Origin of the sequence: Enterobacter sp. ECC-175, from assembly GCF_043968675.1 — a bacterium.
Lineage (GTDB): Bacteria > Pseudomonadota > Gammaproteobacteria > Enterobacterales > Enterobacteriaceae > Enterobacter.
The window spans coordinates 787,642-808,755 of record NZ_CP143776.1 but is presented as its reverse complement, the minus strand read 5'-3'; the positions used below and the strand labels follow the sequence as shown (position 1 = coordinate 808,755).

Here is a 21,114-nt window from a genome sequence, read left to right as displayed (position 1 = left end):
GCGTCTTACTTAACAGCGTCTTTCAGTGCTTTACCAGAAACAAATGCCGGTACGTTAGCTGCGGCGATTTTGATTTCTTTACCGGTCTGCGGGTTGCGGCCAGTACGCTCAGCGCGGTGGTTCACTTTGAAGGTACCGAAACCAACCAGTTGTACAGCATCGCCTTCTTTCAGAGACTCAGTAATAGCAGCCAGGGTAGATTCCAGAGCAGCTTTAGCCTGCACTTTAGACAGATCAGCCTTGTCCGCAATTACATCAATCAGTTGAGTCTTGTTCATAAGTTATCCTTTCAATGTGTTTATCGCTTGCTAAGCATCGAGTGCGACGAAAATGCCAAAAAAGCACTCTCCTGCATACACGCACCGATAGCCACTTTTTTTCGCCCCCCAAATGTAGACCAGACGGGGGGCAGAAGGGAAGAGTCGAGGTGCGACAAAACAGGCGTTAAATCACGTTTTGTTGTCTCATTGGTTAAAAATTATACCAATATTGCTCTCGCCAGCCTCACGTAAGTCCGCGCGCAGCCCTTTTATCAGTTCAATATCGCGTTCTTCGCACTCTGCCAGCAGGCGGAAAATCTCCCACTGGATATCCCATTCCTGCTCAACCGCCGGGTTAGCGCGCAGCTCTTCGTCGGTCATTTCGCGACCTTCCTGAGTCATTTCCAGCATCGCCACGGTAGTAATGGAAGCCTTACTGACTTCGATAGCGTGCTCCAGCGTCTCACCGCTCAGACGGGAGTGAATTAACTCGCTCAACGCTACGCAGGCATCAATGGCCGGGTAGACACCGTACAGGTCAAAGTCATCCGCTGCCGGAATCGCCTCTTCCAGCTTTTCAAGCTGAGAGTCAAAGTTCACCTTTGCGTCTTTTACCGTCAGCGTCTCCCAGACTAAATCCAGAATGCGGCGATAAATCTGGCCTTCGCCAAACGCCGTTTGCTTGCAGAATGCGGCATAGTTGGGATACATGCGCTCGCACAGGCAGGCCATAAACGTGACGTGCTGCCAGCTTTCCAGCTTCTCAAGGCGCAGGTGAATCGGGTTTTGTAGCATGATGATGTCTCGAATCGAAAATTAGCCGCAGTTTACCTGAATCAGCGCTGGATTTCCTGCCAACGAACAAAAGCCGGACGCGAAGATGCAACCGCATCAGCCCAGCGCGTCGGCTCCGGCAGGCGGTAGCCTTTCATGCACCGCTGCACCCATGCCAGCGCGCTATCCATGCTTAACCGATGCCCGGTGGCGATAAACAGCGGGTTACAGCGCGCCTTGCTGCGCCAGACCCAGGCCAACTGTTCGCCTTTGTCGATAAGTGGGGCGATTGCACCCGGCTCGGCGGAGAGCGGCTCAAACTTGCCGCACAGGCGTTTTTTGGCGACGCCGATGGTCGGCACGTCCACCAGCAAACCAAAGTGGCTGGCAACGCCCAAACGACGCGGATGGGAAATGCCGTGCCCGTCCACAAACAGCAGGTCCGGCTTTTGCGAAAGCTGCTCCCACGCGGCAAGCAGCGCGGGATACTCGCGGAAGGAGAGAAAGCCGGGGATATACGGCATGGTGGTCGCGATGCGCGCCACCTTGTACTCGACCAGCTCAAGCGAAGGATACTTCAGCACCACCATTGCCGCTCGCGTCACGTCCCCGCCCTGCTCGAATCCGACGTCCGCCCCGCCGATGTACTGCGGGGGATCCGTATCCAGACGATCCTCGCGGATCACCGATGAGGCCAGTTCTATCTGTTGAGCGCGTAACGACGCGAGATCCATAACCACTCCTTACTAATGATATTGGGCAGAAAGCCGGTGAACCGCCTCCACAAACGCGCCAGCGTGCTCTGGCGGAACATCCTGATGAATGCCGTGGCCGAGGTTGAATACGTGTCCTTCCCCCTTGCCGAAGCCTGCCAGAATAGATGCCACCTCTTCTTCAATACGGGCTGGCTGCGCGTAAAGCATGGACGGGTCCATGTTGCCCTGCAGCGCGACTTTATCACCTACGCGACGGCGCGCATCGGCAATATCCGTTGTCCAGTCCAGGCCCAGCGCATCGCAGCCGGTGGCGGCTAAGGCTTCCAGCCACTGGCCGCCGCCCTTGGTGAATAGCGTCACCGGCACGCGGCGGCCTTCATTTTCACGCAGCAGGCCGTCGACGATTTTGTGCATGTAGTAGAGCGAGAACTGTTGATAATCGCGCCCGGTCAGCACGCCCCCCCAGGTGTCGAAAATCATCACCGACTGCGCGCCGGCTTTGATCTGGGCGTTAAGGTACAGGGTGACGCTTTTCGCCAGCTTGTCGAGCAGCGCGTGCAGGGCCAGCGGCTCGGCGTACATCATCTTTTTAATCACCGTGAAGGCTTTGCTGCTGCCGCCCTCAACCATGTAGGTCGCCAGCGTCCACGGGCTGCCGGAGAAGCCAATCAGCGGCACCTCGCCCTTCAGCTCGCGGCGGATGGTGCGCACCGCGTTCATCACGTAGCCCAGCTCATCTTCGGGATCGGGAATGGGCAGTTTATCGACGTCCGCTTTGCTTTTAATTGGCGAGGTAAAACGCGGGCCTTCTCCGGTTTCAAAGTAGAGCCCAAGGCCCATCGCATCCGGAATGGTGAGAATGTCTGAAAAGAGAATGGCGGCATCCAGCGGGAAGCGGCGCAGCGGCTGGAGCGTCACTTCGCAGGCCAGCTCGGCATTTTTGCACAGCGACATAAAATCGCCCGCCTGGGCGCGCGTGGCTTTGTACTCCGGGAGATAACGTCCCGCCTGGCGCATCATCCACACCGGGGTGACATCAACTGGCTGGCGCAGCAGCGCACGCAGATAACGATCGTTCTTCAGTTCGGTCATTTTTGCAGTTCCTTAAGCGTCATGGCCACAGTGTAACATGTCATTCAAACTCGGCCCGACACATTGCCACCGTATCTTCTATCAGCCGACGTGCCACCGTTCCCGGAGGCGGCAGCAGCGGTAAATCATCATAGCGATACCAGCTCGCCTCCAGCAGCTCTTTCTGGTCGATAACAATGTCACCGCTGTCGTATTCGGCCATAAACGCCGTCATCAGCGACATCGGGAACGGCCACGGCTGCGACGTTACGTAACGCAGGTTTTTGACCTTGATACCGCTCTCTTCCATCACCTCGCGCGCGACGGCTTGCTCCAGGGTTTCGCCCACCTCAACAAACCCGGCGAGAACCGTGTGAATGCCGTTGCGGTGGCGGGTATGCTGCGCCAGCAGGATGGAATCCTCGCGGCGGATCGCCACGATGATGCACGGCGCAATCTGCGGGTAATAGCGCTCCCGGCAGTGGCCGCAAAGCATTGCCCATTCGGTCTTGCTTGGGTGCATAGCATGGCCGCAGTAGCCGCAGTATTTATGCGAGCGGTAAAACTCCGCGAGCTGCACGCCGCGGCCCGCCAGCTGAAACAGCCCCGCGTCCAGATCCAGCACCTGACGGACAGATCCCATATCCTGACGACGCACCTGCTGGATCAACCACACGGGATCGCCCTGCCATTCCCCGATCCTGCGCGCGGGCTGGCCTGCAAGATCGAAATCCTCCGCGTTGCCGTAAGGGAGTTCGCCGCGCGGCAGCCATAACTTTTGTTCATGGCTGACGATCCACCAGCCGCGATCTAATTTTTCAATTATACGATCCATATCTATTGCACTACCTTCGCTTCACAGGCATGTTGGTAACATTATTATTACATTTTGGATGGGCAGCTTTTCATCTTAACCTTGCGGAGTCGAATATGTTAAACCAGCTAGAAAGCCTGACTGAGCGCGTTGGTGGAAGTAACAAACTGGTGGATCGCTGGCTACACGACCGCAAGCATCTGCTCGTGGCTTACTACAATCTGGTCGGGATTAAGCCTGGCAAAGAATCTTACATGCGGCTGAATGAAAAAGCGCTGGATGATTTTTGTCAGAGCCTGGTCGACTACCTTTCAGATGGCCATTTCAATATTTATGAACGCATTATCCGCGAAATGGAAGGCACCAGCCCATATATTGCGGCAAGCAAACTCTATCCTCTGCTGGAAGCCAACACCCAGCGGATGATGGATTATTATGACTCCACGCTTGAGAACGCTATCGATCACGATAACTATCTTGAGTTTCAGCAGGCGCTGTCCGACCTGGGCGAGGCCATGGAGGAGCGATTCACGCTGGAAGACAAGCTGATCGCTCTGGTGCTGGACAACGATTTGAAAGCCAGCAACGAAGATAACGTTGCGCGGCCTGCTTGAGTTCTTAATCGTTAACGAGTAATTTACAACCATTCGCCCCTCTTACGAGGGGGATTTTTCTTGTCGGAGTGCCCAGTGTGAAAGCACGGGCTGAGACCGTTAATTCGGGATCCGCGGAACCTGATCAGGCTAATACCTGCGAAGGGAACAAGAGTCAAACTGCTGTTGCATCGCCTGCGGGCGATCCTCTCTTGCTTCATCCGTCGTCTGACAAGCCATGTCCTTCACTTTTGGAATGCGCTATGTCTACAACAAAACTGACCCGCCGCGAACAGCGCGCACAGGCCCAACGCTTCATCGACACTCTGGAAGGTACCGCTTTCCCGAACTCGAGACGTATCTATATTTCCGGCTCGCAGCCCGATATCCGCGTCCCGATGCGCGAGATCCAGCTCAGCCCCACGCTTATCGGCGGCAGCAAAGAGCACCCGCAGTTCGAGGAAAACGAGGCCGTTCCGGTCTATGACACCTCCGGTCCCTACGGCGACCCCGATATTACTATCAACGTTCAGCAGGGCCTGGCGAAGCTGCGCCAGCCGTGGATCGAAGCCCGCCAGGATAGCGAAGCGCTTAATGAGCAAAGCTCGGCTTACGCAAAAGAGCGCCAGGCCGACGACGGCCTGGACGAACTGCGCTTCACCGGCCTGCTGCCGCCAAAACGCGCTAAGGCGGGCAAATGCGTCACCCAGCTTCACTACGCGCGTCGGGGCATCGTCACCCCTGAAATGGAATTTATCGCCATCCGTGAAAACATGGGCCGCGAGCGCATCCGCAGCGAAATATTGCGCCACCAGCATCCTGGCGAAAGCTTTGGCGCGCGCCTGCCGGAGAACATCACGCCGGAGTTTGTGCGTGACGAGGTGGCCGCCGGACGCGCCATTATCCCTGCCAACATCAACCATCCGGAATCCGAACCGATGATCATCGGCCGTAACTTCCTGGTGAAGGTCAATGCCAACATCGGTAACTCGGCGGTCACGTCCTCCATTGAAGAAGAGGTGGAAAAACTGGTCTGGTCAACGCGCTGGGGCGCGGACACGGTGATGGACCTCTCCACCGGACGCTATATTCACGAAACCCGCGAGTGGATCCTGCGCAATAGCCCGGTACCGATTGGCACCGTCCCGATTTACCAGGCGCTGGAAAAAGTGAATGGCATTGCCGAAAACCTCACCTGGGAAGCGTTCCGCGATACGCTGCTGGAGCAAGCGGAACAGGGCGTGGACTACTTCACCATTCACGCGGGCGTGCTGCTGCGCTACGTGCCGATGACCGCCAGGCGCCTGACCGGAATTGTCTCGCGCGGTGGCTCGATCATGGCGAAGTGGTGCCTCTCCCATCACCGGGAAAACTTCCTCTACGAGCACTTCCGCGAGATCTGCGAAATCTGCGCCGCCTATGACGTTTCCCTCTCGCTCGGCGACGGCCTGCGTCCGGGCTCCATTCGCGACGCTAACGACGAAGCGCAGTTTGCCGAACTGCACACGCTGGGCGAGCTGACCAAAATCGCCTGGGAGTACGACGTGCAGGTGATGATTGAAGGCCCGGGACACGTGCCGATGCAGATGATCCGCCGCAACATGACCGAGGAGCTGGAGCACTGTCACGAAGCGCCGTTTTACACGTTAGGCCCGCTAACCACCGATATCGCGCCGGGCTATGACCACTTCACCTCCGGCATTGGCGCGGCGATGATCGGCTGGTTTGGCTGCGCGATGCTGTGCTACGTGACGCCGAAGGAGCACCTCGGCCTGCCGAACAAAGAGGACGTCAAGCAGGGGCTGATTACCTACAAAATTGCCGCCCACGCGGCGGACCTGGCAAAAGGCCACCCGGGGGCGCAAATTCGCGATAACGCCATGTCGAAAGCGCGATTCGAGTTCCGATGGGAAGACCAGTTCAACCTGGCGCTCGACCCTTTCACCGCCCGCGCCTACCACGACGAAACGCTGCCGCAGGAGTCCGGCAAAGTCGCGCATTTCTGCTCTATGTGCGGGCCAAAATTCTGCTCGATGAAGATCAGCCAGGAGGTGCGCGACTACGCTGCCGCCCAGGCGATTGAAGTGGGGATGGCGGACATGTCGGAGAATTTCCGCGCCAAAGGCGGCGAAATTTACCTCAAAAAAGAGGAGGCGTAATGTACCAGCCCGATTTTCCCCCCGTCCCCTTCCGCCTGGGGCTTTATCCGGTAGTGGACAGCGTGGAATGGATTGAACGCCTTCTCGACGCGGGCGTTCGCACCCTCCAGCTGCGCATCAAGGATAAGCGCGACGAAGAGGTGGAGGCCGACGTGCTCGCCGCCATTGTGCTGGGGCGTCGATATAATGCCCGCCTGTTTATCAACGACTACTGGCGGCTGGCGATAAAGCACCAGGCGTACGGCGTGCATCTCGGCCAGGAAGATCTTGAAACCACGGATCTGAACGCCATCCGCGCGGCCGGCTTGCGGCTCGGCGTTTCAACGCACGACGACATGGAAATTGACGTCGCGCTGGCGGCTCGCCCCTCCTACATCGCGCTTGGCCACGTCTTCCCGACCCAAACCAAGCAAATGCCGTCCGCGCCGCAGGGGCTGGCGCAGCTGGAGGAACACGTCAAACGCCTCGCGGACTACCCCACCGTCGCCATCGGCGGTATTAGCCTTCAGCGCGCCCCGGGCGTGCTGGATACCGGCGTGGGCAGCATTGCCGTCGTCAGCGCGATCACCCAGGCGGCGGACTGGCAGGCCGCCACGGCGAAGCTTCTGGCACTCGCAGGAGCAGGCGATGAATGACCGCGACTTTATGCGCTACAGCCGCCAGATCCTGCTGGAGGATATCGCTACCGACGGCCAGGAAACGCTGCTCAAAAGCCGGGTATTGATCGTCGGTCTCGGCGGGTTGGGCGCGCCCGCCGCGCTCTATCTGGCGGGGGCTGGCGTAGGCACGCTGGTGCTGGCGGATGACGATGATATTCACATCAGCAATCTCCAGCGGCAGATCCTGTTTAACACGGAGGATGTTGGCCAGCCTAAGGCGGACATTGCCCGCCAGCGGCTGCTTAAGCTCAATCCGGGTATTGAACTCATCGCGCTTCAGGCTCGCCTCGCTGGTGACGATCTCGAACGCGAAGTTGCTCTGGCTGACGTCGTGCTCGACTGTTCCGACAATATGGCAACGCGTCAGGCAATCAATGCCGCCTGCGTGGCGAACGATACTCCGCTTATCACCGCCAGCGCCGTGGGCTTTGGCGGCCAGATGATGGTTCTCACGCCGCCGTGGACGCAGGGCTGCTACCGCTGCCTGTGGCCGGACGACGCCGAGCCGGCGCGCAACTGCCGCACGGCGGGCATTCTCGGTCCGGTGGTCGGCGTGATGGGCACGCTGCAGGCGCTGGAAGCCATCAAGCTGCTGAGCGGCATGGAGACGGAGCGCAATACGCTGCGGCTGTTCGACGCGCGCGCCGGCGGCTGGCGGCACCTGGCGCTGCACCGCGCCAGCCGCTGTCCGGTTTGCGGAGGCCATAATGCGCATTCTCTTTAACGATGAGCCGATGCAGTGCGACGACAACCTCACCGTCGCCGCGCTGCTTGACGCACTGCGCCAGCACAAGCCGGGCACGGCGCTGGCGCTCAATCAACAGATCCTGCCGCGCGAGCGGTGGGAACATCAGCAGGTGAGCGAAGGCGATAACATCCTGCTGTTTCAGGTTATCGCAGGGGGCTGAGATGCTACGTATTGCCGATAAAGTCTTTGATTCACATCTGTTCACCGGGACCGGAAAGTTCGCCTCCTCGCAGCTGATGGTCGATGCCATTCGCGAAAGCGGCAGCCAGCTGGTGACGCTGGCGCTCAAGCGCGTGGACCTGCGCAATCAAAGCGATGCCATTCTGGCACCGCTGCTGGAGGCAGGCGTCACGCTGCTGCCGAACACGTCCGGTGCGAAAACCGCCGAGGAGGCCATTTTTGCCGCTCAGCTGGCGCGCGAGGCGCTCGGCACGCGCTGGCTAAAGCTGGAGATCCACCCGGATGCCCGCTGGCTGTTGCCCGACCCGATTGAAACCCTGAAGGCAGCGGAAAAGCTGGTGCAGCAAGGGTTTATCGTTCTGCCCTACTGCGGCGCTGACCCCGTTCTGTGCAAGCGGCTTGAGGAGGTCGGCTGCGCGGCGGTGATGCCGCTGGGCGCACCGATAGGCTCTAACCAGGGGCTGGAAACCCGCGCGATGCTGGACATTATCATTGCTCAGGCTACCGTTCCCGTTGTCGTTGATGCGGGTATCGGCGTACCAAGTCATGCCGCACAGGCGCTGGAAATGGGGGCCGACGCGGTGCTGGTGAATACGGCGATAGCCGTCGCGGACGATCCGGTGACCATGGCGCGCGCATTCCGCCTCGCGGTAGAGGCTGGCCTGCTGGCAAAACAGTCTGGCCCCGGCGCGCGCAGCTTTCAGGCGCAGGCCACCAGCCCGCTGACCGGCTTTCTGGAGGCGCTCTCATGAAGACCTTCACCGAGCGCTGGCGCCAGCTCGACTGGGAAGATATTCGCCTGCGCATCAACGGTAAAACGCAGGCAGACGTTGAGCGCGCGCTGGAAGCCCGCCAGCTAACGCGGGATCACATGATGGCCCTGCTTTCTCCGGCGGCCAGCGCATATCTGGAACCGATGGCGCGGCGCGCGCAGCGGCTTACCCGACAGCGCTTCGGCAATACGGTAAGCTTTTACGTGCCGCTCTATCTCTCGAACCTGTGCGCCAACGATTGCACCTACTGCGGCTTTTCGATGAGCAATCGCATCAAGCGCAAAACGCTCGACGAAAACGAAATCGCGCGCGAGTGCGAGGCCATCAGGGAGATGGGGTTTGAGCATCTTCTGCTGGTTACCGGCGAGCATCAGGGGAAAGTCGGAATGGATTATTTCCGTCAGCACCTGCCCGCCCTTCGTCGCGCGTTTTCCTCGCTGCAGATGGAAGTGCAGCCCCTGTCCCAGGACGAATATGCGGAGCTGAAAAGCCTGGGCCTGGACGGCGTAATGGTTTACCAGGAAACCTACCACGAGGCGATGTATGCCCGGCACCATCTTAAAGGCAAAAAGCAGGACTTCTTCTTTCGGCTTGAAACGCCGGACAGGCTCGGACGCGCGGGGATCGACAAAATCGGCCTGGGCGCGCTGATTGGCCTCTCCGATAGCTGGAGGGTAGATTGCTATATGGTGGCGGAGCATCTGCTGTGGCTGCAGCAGCACTACTGGCAAAGCCGCTACTCCGTCTCGTTTCCCCGCCTGCGGCCCTGCGCGGGGGGAATAGAACCGGCCTCGCTGATGGATGAACGCCAGCTGGTGCAAACCATCTGCGCGTTTCGGCTATTGGCACCCGAGGTGGAATTGTCCCTTTCAACCCGCGAATCCCCTGCTTTTCGCGATCGGGTCATTCCGCTTGCGATCAACAACGTCAGCGCATTCTCCAAAACGCAGCCGGGGGGTTATGCCGACGACCACCCGGAGCTGGAGCAGTTTGCCCCGCACGACGGAAGACGCCCGGAAGAGGTGGCGCAGGCTCTCGTAGCACAAGGCCTACAGCCCGTCTGGAAAGACTGGGACGGCTGGCTGGGAAGAAACTCGCAAATACGCTGAAACGCACTGAAATCGGATAAAAAGGCTACGAGGCGGCTCGAAAGACGATAACCGGGCGATTGTTGCCCCACGCCCGGTTTATATATGCTTAGCGGGACAGCAGCGGATGCCGTCCAGGGCGAAAAGCTTCTTCCTCGTTTCGCCCTGCCCTCTCACCGACATAACATTAGTTTAATTCATCAAATAAATACGTAATATCTTACCTATTCTTAAGGCAAATCATCATCCCATCAAACGCGATCCGTATAATTCGCAAACAACATCCGGGCAGCGACTATGCTGAGAGGATAACGATTCACACAATGCGATACCATCTGGACTGACGTACAACTCATGGCACTTCACAGCAGAAAACTCTCTTTCACCAGACCGATAATGGTCAGTTTCGCGGGTATCTTGTTCAGTTTTACACTGATTGCCGTGATTATTACGCTTTCACAGAGAAGGGATTTTCTTGAGGATTATCATAACATTAATGGTAATTTCACCCATAACCTTGCGGTGAACTATACCGAATCCATTCTGCGCGAAAATGACTATATTCTTGGCCGCTCGGCGACCTACTTTGCGCGTAACGATCGGTTAAACCAGACGGTGAACGTTAACCCTGCTGAAGGTTTACAGGTGCTCATGCACCTTCAGAACCTCATGCCTACCGTGTCATCCATTTCGCTGGCGGATGCTCTGGGCCATCATCTGCGCGCGCCAGAAGTGCTACCAACGGAAAACAGCAAGACCTTTGACCCCAGGTTACGCCCATGGTTTGTTGGGCAGGCGGAGGCCAGCACCTTTAGCCACTATACCCACTTATATAAAGACTACTTCACCGGGAAGCCGACGGTAACGCTCTACAAGCCGGTGATTTCACCGGAAGGGCGACTGAAAGGGACGCTCGCATTCCATCTGGATTTGGCCTCAATGGGTTACACCCTACGACAGATGGTGGCACCCGTTCAGGGCGAGTTTTACGTCGTTGAACGCGGCGGCGAGGTCGTGCTTCATCCGGATGTCGGCGCAATCTCAAAGCAGTACGTGAGTGAAGCCCTCATGGATAAAATGACCAGCGGCGAAGGGCACTTATATGATAAAAAAACCAAAAGCTGGTATTACTACTACTCCTTCACGAATCCTGACTGGTTTGTTATCTATCGCGTGTCAGGTCAAACGCTCTCCGACATCACGCGTCACGAAACTACCATCGTTGGCTGGGGCTTCACGCTGGCCAGCATCATTATTATCCTGTTCGGTTTGTACCTGCGCCATGCTTCCCGCACCGTGTTGATGAACATCATCAATGCGATAAAAACCGGAGACGTCAGCCAGACGCCGCGCCTTGAGGCAACGCTCAGCCATACCATTCAGTCCAATAAGGCGCGGGAAATGGCGTATGCCCGACAGGCAACGCACGATGCGCTGACGGGCTGTAAGAACCGCCGTGCGTTCGATGAGGACATCGCTGTGCTGCTCGACAGCCACCAGCCCTTTGCTCTCGCCCTTGTCGATATTGATAATTTCAAATCGATCAACGATACGTGGGGCCACCTCAGCGGTGACATCGTCCTGCGCAACGTCGCGCGCGAGGGGCTGCAGGTGATGCAGCCGCATCATGTTTCCGTTTATCGCTACGGCGGCGAAGAGTTTGCGGTGATCTTCACGGCAGAGCTATTTGATTCGTCCTTCTCGCTGCTGGAAACATGGCGCCTCGCCGTTGAAAACCGCGTGTGGCGTGAAGAAAACCTCAACGTCACCTTCAGCGCCGGATTGGGAGAATGGCGCTACGAGCCGCTGGAGCAGTTTGTTGGCAGCGTCGACAACGCCTTGTACACCGCCAAGCAGCAGGGTAAAAACCGCATTTTACGCACGTCTGAAGTTTAACCTCTCCTCCTCTTCTATGCCCGCTACGGCGGGCATCTTTCCCCTGACGGTAAAAATTGTAACCGGTTTCAGGAAATTGCCGATTTCTTTGTGATGCCTCACACACATTCGCGGCAAAGCGGTTGTTGAAGCGGTCTGCACGGGATAATTATCAATAAACACATGTAGATCGAGGCTGACTATGAAGAACATCGTTTTATGCTGTGCAGCGGGAATGTCAACCAGCATGCTGGTTCAACGCATGAAAGACGCCGCGCAGAAAAAAGGGGTTGAAGTAACCATTAAAGCCGTTCCTGTCGCAGAGTTTAAAGACAATATCGCGACGGCCGACATCGTATTGCTGGGGCCACAGGTTAAATACGAGCAGGCTAAACTACAGGCGCAGGCTGACCCGCTGGGTAAAAAGGTTGCGGTGATTGATATGATGGATTACGGCATGATGAAAGGTGATGCTGTACTTGAGAAAGCGCTCAAGCTGCTGGAGTCATAATGGAAGATTTAGAAACAACGATCATGGAACTGCTGGTCAACGCAGGCGCAGCGCGCAGCGCGGCCCTGACGGCGCTGCAATTGGCGCGCAAGGGTAATTTTGACGAAGCAGAAAAAGCGATGGAAGAGTCGCGCGAATTCGTGAAGCATGCGCACACTATCCAGACGCAGCTAATTGGGCTGGACGAAGGCACCGGCAAGCTACCGGTTAATTTGATCACCGTGCACTCGCAGGATCACCTGATGAACGCGATGGTCATTCAGGATCTGGCGGGCGATATGATTGAGCTTTATCGTCGACTGCCGCTAATCAACTGATAAAAAGCCCGGAGGCGATACGCCTGTCGGGTCTACAAAGACAAAAAAAACCCGCCGAAGCGGGTTTTTTTATTAGCGATATCAACGATTAATCGTTGTCAGAACCGCCCAGACCTGCGTTCAGCAGCTCTGCCAGGCTCGCGGATGCATCTTCTGCAGTAACCTGCGGTGCTGCTGGCAGTTCGCCCGCCGCACGACGACGCATACGATCCTGGTGGTACGCATAACCGGTACCGGCCGGGATCAGACGACCCACGATAACGTTCTCTTTCAGACCGCGCAGTTCATCACGTTTACCCGCAACAGCCGCTTCGGTCAGGACACGAGTCGTTTCCTGGAACGATGCTGCAGAGATGAAGGACTCGGTTGCCAGAGAGGCTTTGGTGATACCCAGCAGATCGCGTGAGAAGGTCGCACCGATTTTGCCATTCGCTTCCAGATCGCGGTTCGCAATCTTAACGCGTGAGTATTCAACCTGCTCGCCTTCCAGGAAGTCGGAGCTGCCTGCATTTTCGATGGTTGCTTTACGCAGCATCTGACGAACGATAACTTCGATGTGCTTATCGTTAATCTTAACGCCTTGCAGACGGTAAACGTCCTGTACTTCGTTGGTGATGTAACGCGTTACCGCGTGTACGCCACGAAGACGCAGAATGTCGTGCGGTGCTTCTGGACCATCGGAAACAACATCACCACGTTCTACACGTTCACCTTCGAACACGTTAAGCTGACGCCACTTAGGAATCATCTCTTCGTACGGTTCACTACCATCTACTGGGGTGATAACCAGACGGCGTTTACCTTTGGTCTCTTTACCGAAGGAAATGATACCGCTGATTTCCGCCAGGATTGCCGGCTCTTTCGGACGACGAGCTTCGAACAGATCCGCAACGCGTGGCAGACCACCGGTGATGTCCTTGGTACCGCCGGATTCCTGAGGAATACGCGCCAGGGTGTCACCAGAACTGATCTGTACGCCATCTTCCAGCTGTACAATCGCTTTACCCGGCAGGAAGTACTGCGCAGGCATGTCGGTACCCGGGATCAGAACGTCGTTACCCTGAGCATCAACGATTTTCAGTGCAGGACGCAGATCTTTACCGCCGGTAGTACGTTCAGCAGAATCCAGAACCACCAGAGAAGACAGGCCGGTCAGCTCGTCGGTCTGACGAGTAATGGTCTGGCCGTCGATCATGTCAGTGAAGCGGATGAAACCACTTACTTCGGTGATAACCGGCATGGTGTGTGGGTCCCAGTTTGCAACGGTTTCACCGCCGGCAACCTGCTCGCCATCACCTTTCGCCATAACAGCACCGTAAGGCACTTTATAGCTCTCTTTAGTACGACCGAATTCGTCGATCAGCTTCAGCTCGGTGTTACGAGAGGTCACAACCAGCTTGCCTGAAGAGTTAACAACAGACTTCGCGTTGCTGAGCTTGATGCTACCTTTGTTTTTCACCTGAATGCTGGATTCAGCAGCCGCACGAGATGCCGCACCACCGATGTGGAACGTACGCATCGTCAGCTGTGTACCCGGCTCACCGATGGACTGTGCCGCGATAACGCCGATGGCTTCACCTTTGTTGATGATGTGGCCACGCGCCAGGTCACGACCATAGCAGTGCGCACATACACCAAAGTCGGTGTCACAGGATACAACGGAACGCACTTTTACGGAGTCAACAGAGTTGGCTTCGAGCAGGTCACACCAATGTTCGTGCAGCAGGGTGTTACGAGGAACGAGAATGTCCGCCGTACCCGGCTTCAGAATATCTTCCGCAGTCACACGACCCAGTACGCGATCGCGCAGTGGCTCTTTAACATCGCCGCCTTCGATAACCGGAGTCATCACCAGGCCTTCCAGCGTGCCACAGTCGTCTTCGGTAACAACCAGATCCTGTGCAACGTCAACCAGACGACGCGTCAGGTAACCGGAGTTCGCTGTTTTCAGTGCGGTATCCGCCAGACCTTTACGCGCACCGTGCGTGGAGATGAAGTACTGGAGTACGTTCAGACCTTCACGGAAGTTCGCGGTGATTGGCGTTTCGATGATGGAGCCATCTGGCTTCGCCATCAGACCACGCATACCTGCCAGCTGACGAATCTGTGCTGCAGAACCACGCGCACCGGAGTCGGCCATCATGTAGATGCTGTTGAAAGAAACCTGCTGCTCTTCGACGCCGTCACGGTTAATCACGGTTTCGGTTTGCAGGTTATCCATCATCGCTTTGGATACACGATCGTTCGCCGCTGCCCAGATATCGATAACTTTGTTGTAGCGTTCGCCCGCAGTCACCAGACCAGACTGGAATTGCTCCTGGATCTCAGCAACTTCGGCTTCTGCTTCAGAGATGATCTCGTGTTTCTTCTCTGGGATAACCATGTCGTCGATACCTACGGACGCACCTGAGCGCGCAGCGTAAGCAAAGCCGGTATACATGGTCTGGTCAGCGAAGATAACGGTCGGCTTCAGGCCCAGAATGCGGTAACAGGTGTTCAGCATTTTGGAGATCGCTTTCTTGCCCAGCGCCTGGTTGACGATGGAGAAAGGCAGACCTTTCGGGACGATCATCCACAGAATTGCACGGCCAACGGTCGTGTCTTTCAGGCTGGTTTTCGCAACGAATTCGCCGTTTTCATCTTTTTCGTATTCGGTGATACGCACTTTAACGCGCGCATGCAGAGAGGCCAGGCCAGCGCGGTAAATACGCTCAGCTTCTTTAGGGCCAGTCAGCACCATGCCTTCGCCTTTGGCGTTAACACAGTCACGGGTCATGTAGTACAGACCCAATACAACGTCCTGAGAAGGAACGATGATTGGCTCACCGTTCGCTGGAGACAGGATGTTGTTGGTAGACATCATCAGCGCACGCGCTTCGAGCTGGGCTTCCAGCGTCAGCGGTACGTGAACAGCCATCTGGTCACCATCGAAGTCGGCGTTATACGCCGCACAAACCAGCGGGTGCAGCTGGATAGCTTTACCTTCGATCAGGACTGGCTCAAATGCCTGGATACCCAGACGGTGCAGTGTTGGTGCACGGTTCAGCAGTACCGGGTGTTCGCGGATAACTTCGTCCAGGATATCCCAAACGACAGCTTCTTCACGCTCAACCATTTTCTTAGCGGCTTTGATGGTGGTGGCCAGGCCACGCAGTTCCAGCTTGCCGTAGATGAACGGTTTGAACAGCTCCAGCGCCATTTTCTTCGGCAGACCGCACTGATGCAGACGCAGGTATGGACCTACAGTGATTACAGAACGACCGGAGTAGTCAACGCGCTTACCGAGCAGGTTCTGACGGAAACGACCCTGCTTACCTTTGATCATGTCGGCCAAAGATTTCAGAGGACGTTTGTTAGAACCGGTGATCGCACGACCGCGACGACCGTTATCCAGCAGGGCATCTACCGCTTCCTGCAGCATACGTTTTTCGTTGCGTACGATAATGTCCGGCGCAGCCAGATCCAGCAGACGTTTCAGACGATTGTTACGGTTGATCACGCGACGGTACAGATCGTTCAGATCCGACGTTGCGAAACGACCGCCGTCCAGCGGAACCAGCGGACGCAGATCTGGCGGCAGAACCGGCAGAACGGTCAGGATCATCCACTCTGGCTTGTTACCAGACTGAACGAACGCTTCTAGCAGCTTGATACGCTTGGTCAGCTTTTTACGCTTGGTTTCGGAGTTGGTTTCGTTCAGCTCTTCACGCAGTTGCTCGCACTCTTGCTCCAGATCCATGCTCTTCAGCAGGGCCTGGATAGCTTCCGCACCCATTTTCGCGTCGAATTCGTCACCGAACTCTTCCAGCGCGTCCAGATACTGTTCTTCGGTCAGAATCTGGTGGCGTTCCAGGTTCGTCATCCCGCCTTCGATAACCACATAAGATTCGAAGTACAGAACACGTTCGATATCGCGCAGCGGCATATCCAGCAGCAGGCCGATACGGGACGGCAGAGATTTCAGGAACCAGATGTGCGCAGTTGGAGACGCCAGTTCGATGTGGCCCATGCGCTCACGACGCACTTTGGTCTGGGTCACTTCAACGCCGCACTTCTCGCAGATCACACCACGGTGTTTCAGGCGCTTGTACTTACCGCACAGGCACTCGTAGTCTTTTACTGGCCCGAAAATACGCGCACAGAAAAGGCCGTCACGCTCAGGTTTGAACGTACGGTAGTTGATGGTTTCCGGCTTTTTAACTTCACCGAAAGACCATGAACGGATCATGTCTGGCGAAGCCAGAGCAATTTTGATCGCATCAAACTCTTCGGTTTTAGTCTGCGCTTTCAGAAACTTTAATAAATCTTTCACGGATTTGCTCCCGTCGGAGTTAGCACAATCTGGTGTCGGGGGTTAACCCGACACCAGTGACCTGTTTGAGCGAGAATTACTCGTCTTCCAGTTCGATGTTGATACCCAGCGAACGAATCTCTTTCAACAGTACGTTGAAGGATTCTGGCATGCCTGGTTCCATCTGATGGTTGCCGTCTACGATGTTTTTATACATCTTAGTACGACCGTTCACGTCATCAGACTTAACGGTAAGCATTTCCTGCAGGGTGTATGCTGCGCCGTATGCTTCCAGCGCCCACACTTCCATCTCCCCGAAGCGCTGACCACCGAACTGTGCCTTACCACCCAGCGGCTGCTGAGTAACCAGGCTGTAAGAACCGGTAGAACGAGCGTGCATCTTGTCATCGACCAGGTGGTTCAGTTTCAGCATGTACATGTAACCTACGGTTACTGGACGCTCAAACTGTTCACCAGTACGGCCGTCAAACAGCGTAATCTGACCTGACGTTGGCAGACCACCCAGTTGCAGCAGCTCTTTAATTTCAGCTTCTTTTGCACCGTCGAATACCGGCGTTGCAATTGGCATACCTTTGCGCAGGTTCTCTGCCAGACGCAGCACTTCTTCATCGCTGAAGGTGTTCAGGTCGACTTTCTGACGAACGTCGGTACCCAGATCGTAGGCACGCTGGATGAATTCGCGCAGTTTCGCGACTTCTTCCTGCTGTTTCAGCATGGCGTTGATCTTGTCGCCGATACCTTTCGCTGCCATACCCAGGTGGGTTTCCAGAATCTGACCGATGTTCATACGAGACGGTACGCCCAGCGGGTTCAGTACGATATCTACCGGCGTACCGTTAGCATCGTGCGGCATATCTTCGATCGGGTTGATCTTAGAGATAACACCCTTGTTACCGTGACGACCTGCCATCTTATCACCAGGCTGAATCTGACGTTTAACAGCCAGATACACCTTAACAATCTTCAGCACGCCCGGTGCCAGATCGTCGCCCTGAGTGATTTTGCGGCGTTTCGCTTCGAGTTTTTTCTCGAACTCGTGTTTCAGTTCGTCATACTGCTCAGCCAGCTGTTCCAGCTGATTTTGTTTCTCTTCGTCGGTCAGGCCCAGTTCCAGCCAGCGATCGCGTGGCAGTTTGTCGAGCTTCTCAGCTTCAACGCCACCGGCAACCAGCACCGCGTAGATACGGCTGAACAGACCCGCTTCGAGGATCTGCAGTTCTTCAGACAGGTCTTTCTTAGCCTGTTTGAGCTGCATCTCTTCGATTTCCAGCGCACGTTTATCTTTTTCTACGCCGTCACGGGTGAAGACCTGAACGTCGATAACCGTACCGGAAACACCGTTTGGTACGCGCAGAGAAGAGTCTTTAACGTCAGACGCTTTCTCACCGAAGATGGCACGCAGCAGTTTCTCTTCTGGCGTCAGCTGGGTTTCACCTTTCGGCGTCACCTTACCAACCAGAATGTCGCCGCCGGTCACTTCCGCACCGATGTAAACAATACCGGATTCATCCAGCTTGGAGAGCGCAGCTTCACCCACGTTAGGGATGTCGGCGGTGATCTCTTCTGGCCCCAGCTTGGTGTCACGGGACACACATGCCAGTTCCTGAATGTGGATGGTGGTGAAACGATCTTCCTGAACAACGCGCTCGGAGACGAGGATGGAGTCTTCGAAGTTGTAACCGTTCCACGGCATGAACGCTACGCGCATGTTCTGACCGAGCGCCAGTTCACCGAGGTCGGTGGACGGACCGTCTGCCAGCACGTCGCCGCGCTCAACTGGCTCACCCAGAGATACGCAAGGCATCTGGTTGATACAGGTGTTCTGGTTAGAACGGGTGTATTTGGTCAGGTTATAGATGTCGATACCTGCTTCGCCCGGGTACATCTCGTCTTCGTTAACTTTGATAACGATACGGGAAGCATCCACGTACTGAACGGTACCGCCACGCTTAGCAACCGCAGTAACACCGGAGTCAACGGCAACAGCACGTTCCATACCAGTACCAACCAGCGGCTTATCAGCACGCAGAGTTGGAACGGCCTGACGTTGCATGTTCGCACCCATCAATGCACGGTTGGCGTCATCGTGTTCCAGGAACGGGATCAGGGACGCACCGACGGATACAACCTGCTGGGTGGATACGTCCATGTAGTCAACCTGGTCGCGGCTGAACAAGCTGGATTCGCCTTTGCTACGGCAGGTTACCAGGTCTTCTACAAAGTGGCCTTCGTCATCCAGGTTGGAGTTCGCCTGAGCGATAACGTAGTTGCCTTCTTCGATAGCAGACAGGTAGTGAATTTCGTCGGTTACAACACCGTCAGTCACTTTACGGTACGGGGTCTCGAGGAAACCGTATTCGTTTGTCTGTGCGTACACGGACAGGGAGTTGATCAGACCGATGTTTGGACCTTCAGGCGTTTCGATTGGACATACTCGACCGTAGTGAGTCGGGTGTACGTCTCGAACTTCGAAGCCCGCACGTTCACGGGTCAGACCGCCTGGGCCGAGTGCAGAGATACGACGTTTGTGCGTGATCTCAGACAGCGGGTTGTTCTGGTCCATAAACTGAGACAGCTGGCTGGAACCGAAGAACTCTTTCACTGCTGCAGAAATCGGCTTGGCGTTGATCATATCCTGAGGCATCAGGGTATCCAGATCGCCCAGAGACAGACGCTCTTTCACCGCACGCTCTACACGTACCAGGCCAACGCGGAACTGGTTTTCCGCCATTTCGCCAACGGAACGGATACGACGGTTGCCGAGGTGGTCGATATCGTCCACTTCGCCTTTACCGTTACGGATATCGATGAGCTTCTTCATCACTTCGATGATGTCGTCTTTGCTCAGGATACCGGAACCTTCGATTTCGTCACGCAGCAGAGAACGGTTGAACTTCATACGACCAACCGCGGACAGATCGTAGCGGTCTTCGGAGAAGAAAAGGTTCTCGAACAGGCTTTCAGCCGCTTCGCGAGTTGGTGGCTCACCAGGACGCATCATGCGGTAGATTTCAACCAGCGCGCTCAGACGATCGGTCGTTGGGTCGACGCGAATAGTCTCAGAGATATAAGGACCGTGGTCCAGATCGTTGGTGAACAGCGTTTCGATACGTTTGTGGCCAGACTGGCTCAGCTTAGCCAGCAGATCCAGGCTCAGCTCCATGTTCGCTGGGCAGATCAGCTCGCCAGTTGATTCATCAACGTAATCTTTCGCGGCTACTTTTCCTGCAATGTATTCAACCGGTACTTCGATGTGTTTGATATCATCTTTTTCCAGCTGGCGGATGTGGCGCGCGGTGATACGGCGACCTTTTTCCACATACACTTTGCCGTCGGCTTCGATGTCGAACGACGCGGTCTCACCACGCAGACGTTCCGGCACCAGCTCCATCTGCAGCTTGTTGTCGCGGATTTCAAAGATCACTTTCTCAAAGAACAGGTCCAGGATCTGCTCAGTGGTGTATTGCAGCGCACGCAGAATGATGGTTGCAGGCAGCTTACGACGACGGTCGATACGGACAAACAGGTTGTCTTTTGGATCGAACTCGAAGTCCAGCCATGAACCACGGTAAGGAATAATGCGTGCGTTATAAAGTACTTTACCGGATGAGTGCGTTTTACCTTTATCGCTGTCGAAGAAGACGCCCGGGCTACGATGCAGCTGGGAAACGATAACACGCTCAGTACCGTTGATAACGAAAGTACCGTTGTCCGTCATGAGTGGAATTTCACCCATGTAGACTTCTTGTTCTTTAATGTCTTTAACGGTGCCTTCCGGCGCTTCGCGCTCGTAGATCACCAGACGCAGTTTTACGCGCAGCGGTGCGGAATAGGTCACGCCACGGATCTGACATTCCTGAACGTCAAACACCGGTTCGCCAAGGCGGTAGCTGACGTACTGCAGCTCGGAGTTACCGCTGTAGCTCTGAATCGGGAACACGGAGCGGAAGGCTGCTTCCAGACCGTACTGCCCTTCAGGATCTTGCTCGATAAACTTCTGGAACGAGTCAAGCTGGATAGAAAGGAGATATGGAATGTCCAAAACTTGTGGACGTTTACCAAAATCCTTACGAATACGTTTTTTCTCGGTATAGGAGTAAACCATAGGGTTCCTCAGCTCGCTGACAAGTCGACCCATCTGTCCGACGAAGGGACAGTTTGTGCAACACCATTTTGTGGACCGGAAAATTGAATACTTTCCGCAATACCTGTTGCTATCACGCTTAAATCATTTCGTCGCGATTTACACAGAGCGAGCACCCTG

Annotated in this window: 18 protein-coding genes and 1 riboswitch; of the genes, 10 read left to right on the top strand and 8 right to left on the bottom strand. The window is 55.9% G+C overall.

All coding sequences use genetic code 11. The annotated features are described in order from the left end of the window. Window positions 1-5: 5 nt before the first annotated feature. From hupA to nudC, 5 genes are all read right to left on the bottom strand, one after another. Window positions 6-278: a nucleoid-associated protein HU-alpha gene (gene hupA / locus V1599_RS03890; protein WP_002445246.1), complete on the bottom strand. Its 273-nt coding sequence runs from the start codon at window positions 276-278 to the stop codon at window positions 6-8. Window positions 279-464: 186 nt separating this feature from the next. Further along, a complete protein-coding gene (locus V1599_RS03885; RefSeq protein ID WP_112013176.1) occupies window positions 465-1,055 on the bottom strand; it encodes a YjaG family protein in 591 nt (196 codons plus the stop codon). 41 nt (window positions 1,056-1,096) lie between these two features. Then, window positions 1,097-1,768: a deoxyribonuclease V gene (nfi, locus tag V1599_RS03880; RefSeq protein WP_395301053.1), complete on the bottom strand. Its 672-nt coding sequence runs from the start codon at window positions 1,766-1,768 to the stop codon at window positions 1,097-1,099. A 12-nt stretch (window positions 1,769-1,780) separates the two neighbouring features. Then, on the bottom strand, window positions 1,781-2,842 hold the full coding sequence (gene hemE / locus V1599_RS03875) for a uroporphyrinogen decarboxylase (protein WP_395301052.1): 1,062 nt from the start codon (window positions 2,840-2,842) through the stop codon (window positions 1,781-1,783). A 40-nt stretch (window positions 2,843-2,882) separates the two neighbouring features. Next, the gene (gene nudC / locus V1599_RS03870) at window positions 2,883-3,656 is read right to left on the bottom strand and encodes an NAD(+) diphosphatase (protein WP_112013173.1); all 774 of its coding nucleotides are present in this window, start codon (window positions 3,654-3,656) and stop codon (window positions 2,883-2,885) included. A gap of 95 nt (window positions 3,657-3,751) precedes the next feature. Here nudC and rsd point away from each other — a divergent pair, with 95 nt between their 5' ends. From rsd to V1599_RS03830, 8 genes are all read left to right on the top strand, one after another. After that, entirely contained in the window at window positions 3,752-4,249 is a 498-nt protein-coding gene (gene rsd, locus V1599_RS03865; RefSeq protein WP_112013172.1) for a sigma D regulator, read from the top strand. Between the two features lie 54 nt (window positions 4,250-4,303). Next, window positions 4,304-4,413: riboswitch (TPP riboswitch) on the top strand. A 78-nt stretch (window positions 4,414-4,491) separates the two neighbouring features. Further along, complete coding sequence (thiC, locus tag V1599_RS03860) at window positions 4,492-6,387, top strand: phosphomethylpyrimidine synthase ThiC (protein WP_395301051.1); 1,896 nt, start codon at window positions 4,492-4,494, stop codon at window positions 6,385-6,387. Then, window positions 6,387-7,022: a thiamine phosphate synthase gene (gene thiE, locus V1599_RS03855; RefSeq protein ID WP_395301050.1), complete on the top strand. Its 636-nt coding sequence runs from the start codon at window positions 6,387-6,389 to the stop codon at window positions 7,020-7,022. The genes thiC and thiE overlap by 1 nt, the downstream gene beginning before the upstream one ends. Continuing rightward, window positions 7,015-7,770, top strand: coding sequence for a HesA/MoeB/ThiF family protein (locus V1599_RS03850; RefSeq protein ID WP_395301049.1), 756 nt, complete (start codon window positions 7,015-7,017; stop codon window positions 7,768-7,770). Before thiE ends, V1599_RS03850 begins: the two co-directional genes overlap by 8 nt. After that, window positions 7,754-7,954 carry a sulfur carrier protein ThiS gene (gene thiS / locus V1599_RS03845; protein WP_395301048.1) on the top strand — a complete coding sequence of 67 codons (201 nt, stop codon included), beginning with the start codon at window positions 7,754-7,756 and terminating at the stop codon, window positions 7,952-7,954. Before V1599_RS03850 ends, thiS begins: the two co-directional genes overlap by 17 nt. 1 nt (window position 7,955) lies before the next feature. After that, window positions 7,956-8,726, top strand: a complete 771-nt coding sequence (gene thiG / locus V1599_RS03840) for a thiazole synthase (RefSeq protein WP_395301047.1) — start codon at window positions 7,956-7,958, stop codon at window positions 8,724-8,726. Next, a complete protein-coding gene (gene thiH, locus V1599_RS03835) occupies window positions 8,723-9,856 on the top strand; it encodes a 2-iminoacetate synthase ThiH (RefSeq protein WP_112013166.1) in 1,134 nt (377 codons plus the stop codon). Before thiG ends, thiH begins: the two co-directional genes overlap by 4 nt. Before the next feature lie 333 nt (window positions 9,857-10,189). Continuing rightward, the gene (locus V1599_RS03830) at window positions 10,190-11,731 is read left to right on the top strand and encodes a diguanylate cyclase domain-containing protein (RefSeq protein WP_395301046.1); all 1,542 of its coding nucleotides are present in this window, start codon (window positions 10,190-10,192) and stop codon (window positions 11,729-11,731) included. Here V1599_RS03830 and V1599_RS03825 read toward each other — a convergent pair. Continuing rightward, entirely contained in the window at window positions 11,711-11,959 is a 249-nt protein-coding gene (locus V1599_RS03825; protein ID WP_181573268.1) for a hypothetical protein, read from the bottom strand. The two genes, V1599_RS03830 and V1599_RS03825, sit on opposite strands and share 21 nt — an antisense overlap. Here V1599_RS03825 and V1599_RS03820 point away from each other — a divergent pair. After that, a complete protein-coding gene (locus V1599_RS03820; protein ID WP_010425948.1) occupies window positions 11,913-12,221 on the top strand; it encodes a PTS sugar transporter subunit IIB in 309 nt (102 codons plus the stop codon). The two genes, V1599_RS03825 and V1599_RS03820, sit on opposite strands and share 47 nt — an antisense overlap. After that, window positions 12,221-12,538: a PTS lactose/cellobiose transporter subunit IIA gene (locus tag V1599_RS03815; protein WP_112013164.1), complete on the top strand. Its 318-nt coding sequence runs from the start codon at window positions 12,221-12,223 to the stop codon at window positions 12,536-12,538. The genes V1599_RS03820 and V1599_RS03815 overlap by 1 nt, the downstream gene beginning before the upstream one ends. 88 nt (window positions 12,539-12,626) lie before the next feature. On the opposite strand, the gene rpoC is transcribed toward V1599_RS03815, so the two are convergent. Both rpoC and rpoB read right to left on the bottom strand, forming a co-directional pair. Continuing rightward, a complete protein-coding gene (rpoC, locus tag V1599_RS03810; protein WP_112013163.1) occupies window positions 12,627-16,850 on the bottom strand; it encodes a DNA-directed RNA polymerase subunit beta' in 4,224 nt (1,407 codons plus the stop codon). A gap of 76 nt (window positions 16,851-16,926) precedes the next feature. Further along, window positions 16,927-20,955 carry a DNA-directed RNA polymerase subunit beta gene (gene rpoB / locus V1599_RS03805; RefSeq protein ID WP_112013162.1) on the bottom strand — a complete coding sequence of 1,343 codons (4,029 nt, stop codon included), beginning with the start codon at window positions 20,953-20,955 and terminating at the stop codon, window positions 16,927-16,929. Window positions 20,956-21,114 lie beyond the last annotated feature (159 nt).

Excerpts from the sequence above, each read along its gene's own strand:
- hupA (WP_002445246.1), bottom strand. The coding sequence starts at position 278 with ATGAACAAGACTCAACTGATTGATGTAATTGCGGACAAGGCTGATCTG.
- V1599_RS03885 (WP_112013176.1), bottom strand. The coding sequence starts at position 1,055 with ATGCTACAAAACCCGATTCACCTGCGCCTTGAGAAGCTGGAAAGCTGG.
- nfi (WP_395301053.1), bottom strand. The coding sequence starts at position 1,768 with ATGGATCTCGCGTCGTTACGCGCTCAACAGATAGAACTGGCCTCATCG.
- hemE (WP_395301052.1), bottom strand. The coding sequence starts at position 2,842 with ATGACCGAACTGAAGAACGATCGTTATCTGCGTGCGCTGCTGCGCCAG.
- nudC (WP_112013173.1), bottom strand. The coding sequence starts at position 3,656 with ATGGATCGTATAATTGAAAAATTAGATCGCGGCTGGTGGATCGTCAGC.
- rsd (WP_112013172.1), top strand. The coding sequence starts at position 3,752 with ATGTTAAACCAGCTAGAAAGCCTGACTGAGCGCGTTGGTGGAAGTAAC.
- thiC (WP_395301051.1), top strand. The coding sequence starts at position 4,492 with ATGTCTACAACAAAACTGACCCGCCGCGAACAGCGCGCACAGGCCCAA.
- thiE (WP_395301050.1), top strand. The coding sequence starts at position 6,387 with ATGTACCAGCCCGATTTTCCCCCCGTCCCCTTCCGCCTGGGGCTTTAT.
- V1599_RS03850 (WP_395301049.1), top strand. The coding sequence starts at position 7,015 with ATGAATGACCGCGACTTTATGCGCTACAGCCGCCAGATCCTGCTGGAG.
- thiS (WP_395301048.1), top strand. The coding sequence starts at position 7,754 with ATGCGCATTCTCTTTAACGATGAGCCGATGCAGTGCGACGACAACCTC.
- thiG (WP_395301047.1), top strand. The coding sequence starts at position 7,956 with ATGCTACGTATTGCCGATAAAGTCTTTGATTCACATCTGTTCACCGGG.
- thiH (WP_112013166.1), top strand. The coding sequence starts at position 8,723 with ATGAAGACCTTCACCGAGCGCTGGCGCCAGCTCGACTGGGAAGATATT.
- V1599_RS03830 (WP_395301046.1), top strand. The coding sequence starts at position 10,190 with ATGGCACTTCACAGCAGAAAACTCTCTTTCACCAGACCGATAATGGTC.
- V1599_RS03820 (WP_010425948.1), top strand. The coding sequence starts at position 11,913 with ATGAAGAACATCGTTTTATGCTGTGCAGCGGGAATGTCAACCAGCATG.
- V1599_RS03825 (WP_181573268.1), bottom strand. The coding sequence starts at position 11,959 with ATGCTGGTTGACATTCCCGCTGCACAGCATAAAACGATGTTCTTCATA.
- V1599_RS03815 (WP_112013164.1), top strand. The coding sequence starts at position 12,221 with ATGGAAGATTTAGAAACAACGATCATGGAACTGCTGGTCAACGCAGGC.
- rpoB (WP_112013162.1), bottom strand. The coding sequence starts at position 20,955 with ATGGTTTACTCCTATACCGAGAAAAAACGTATTCGTAAGGATTTTGGT.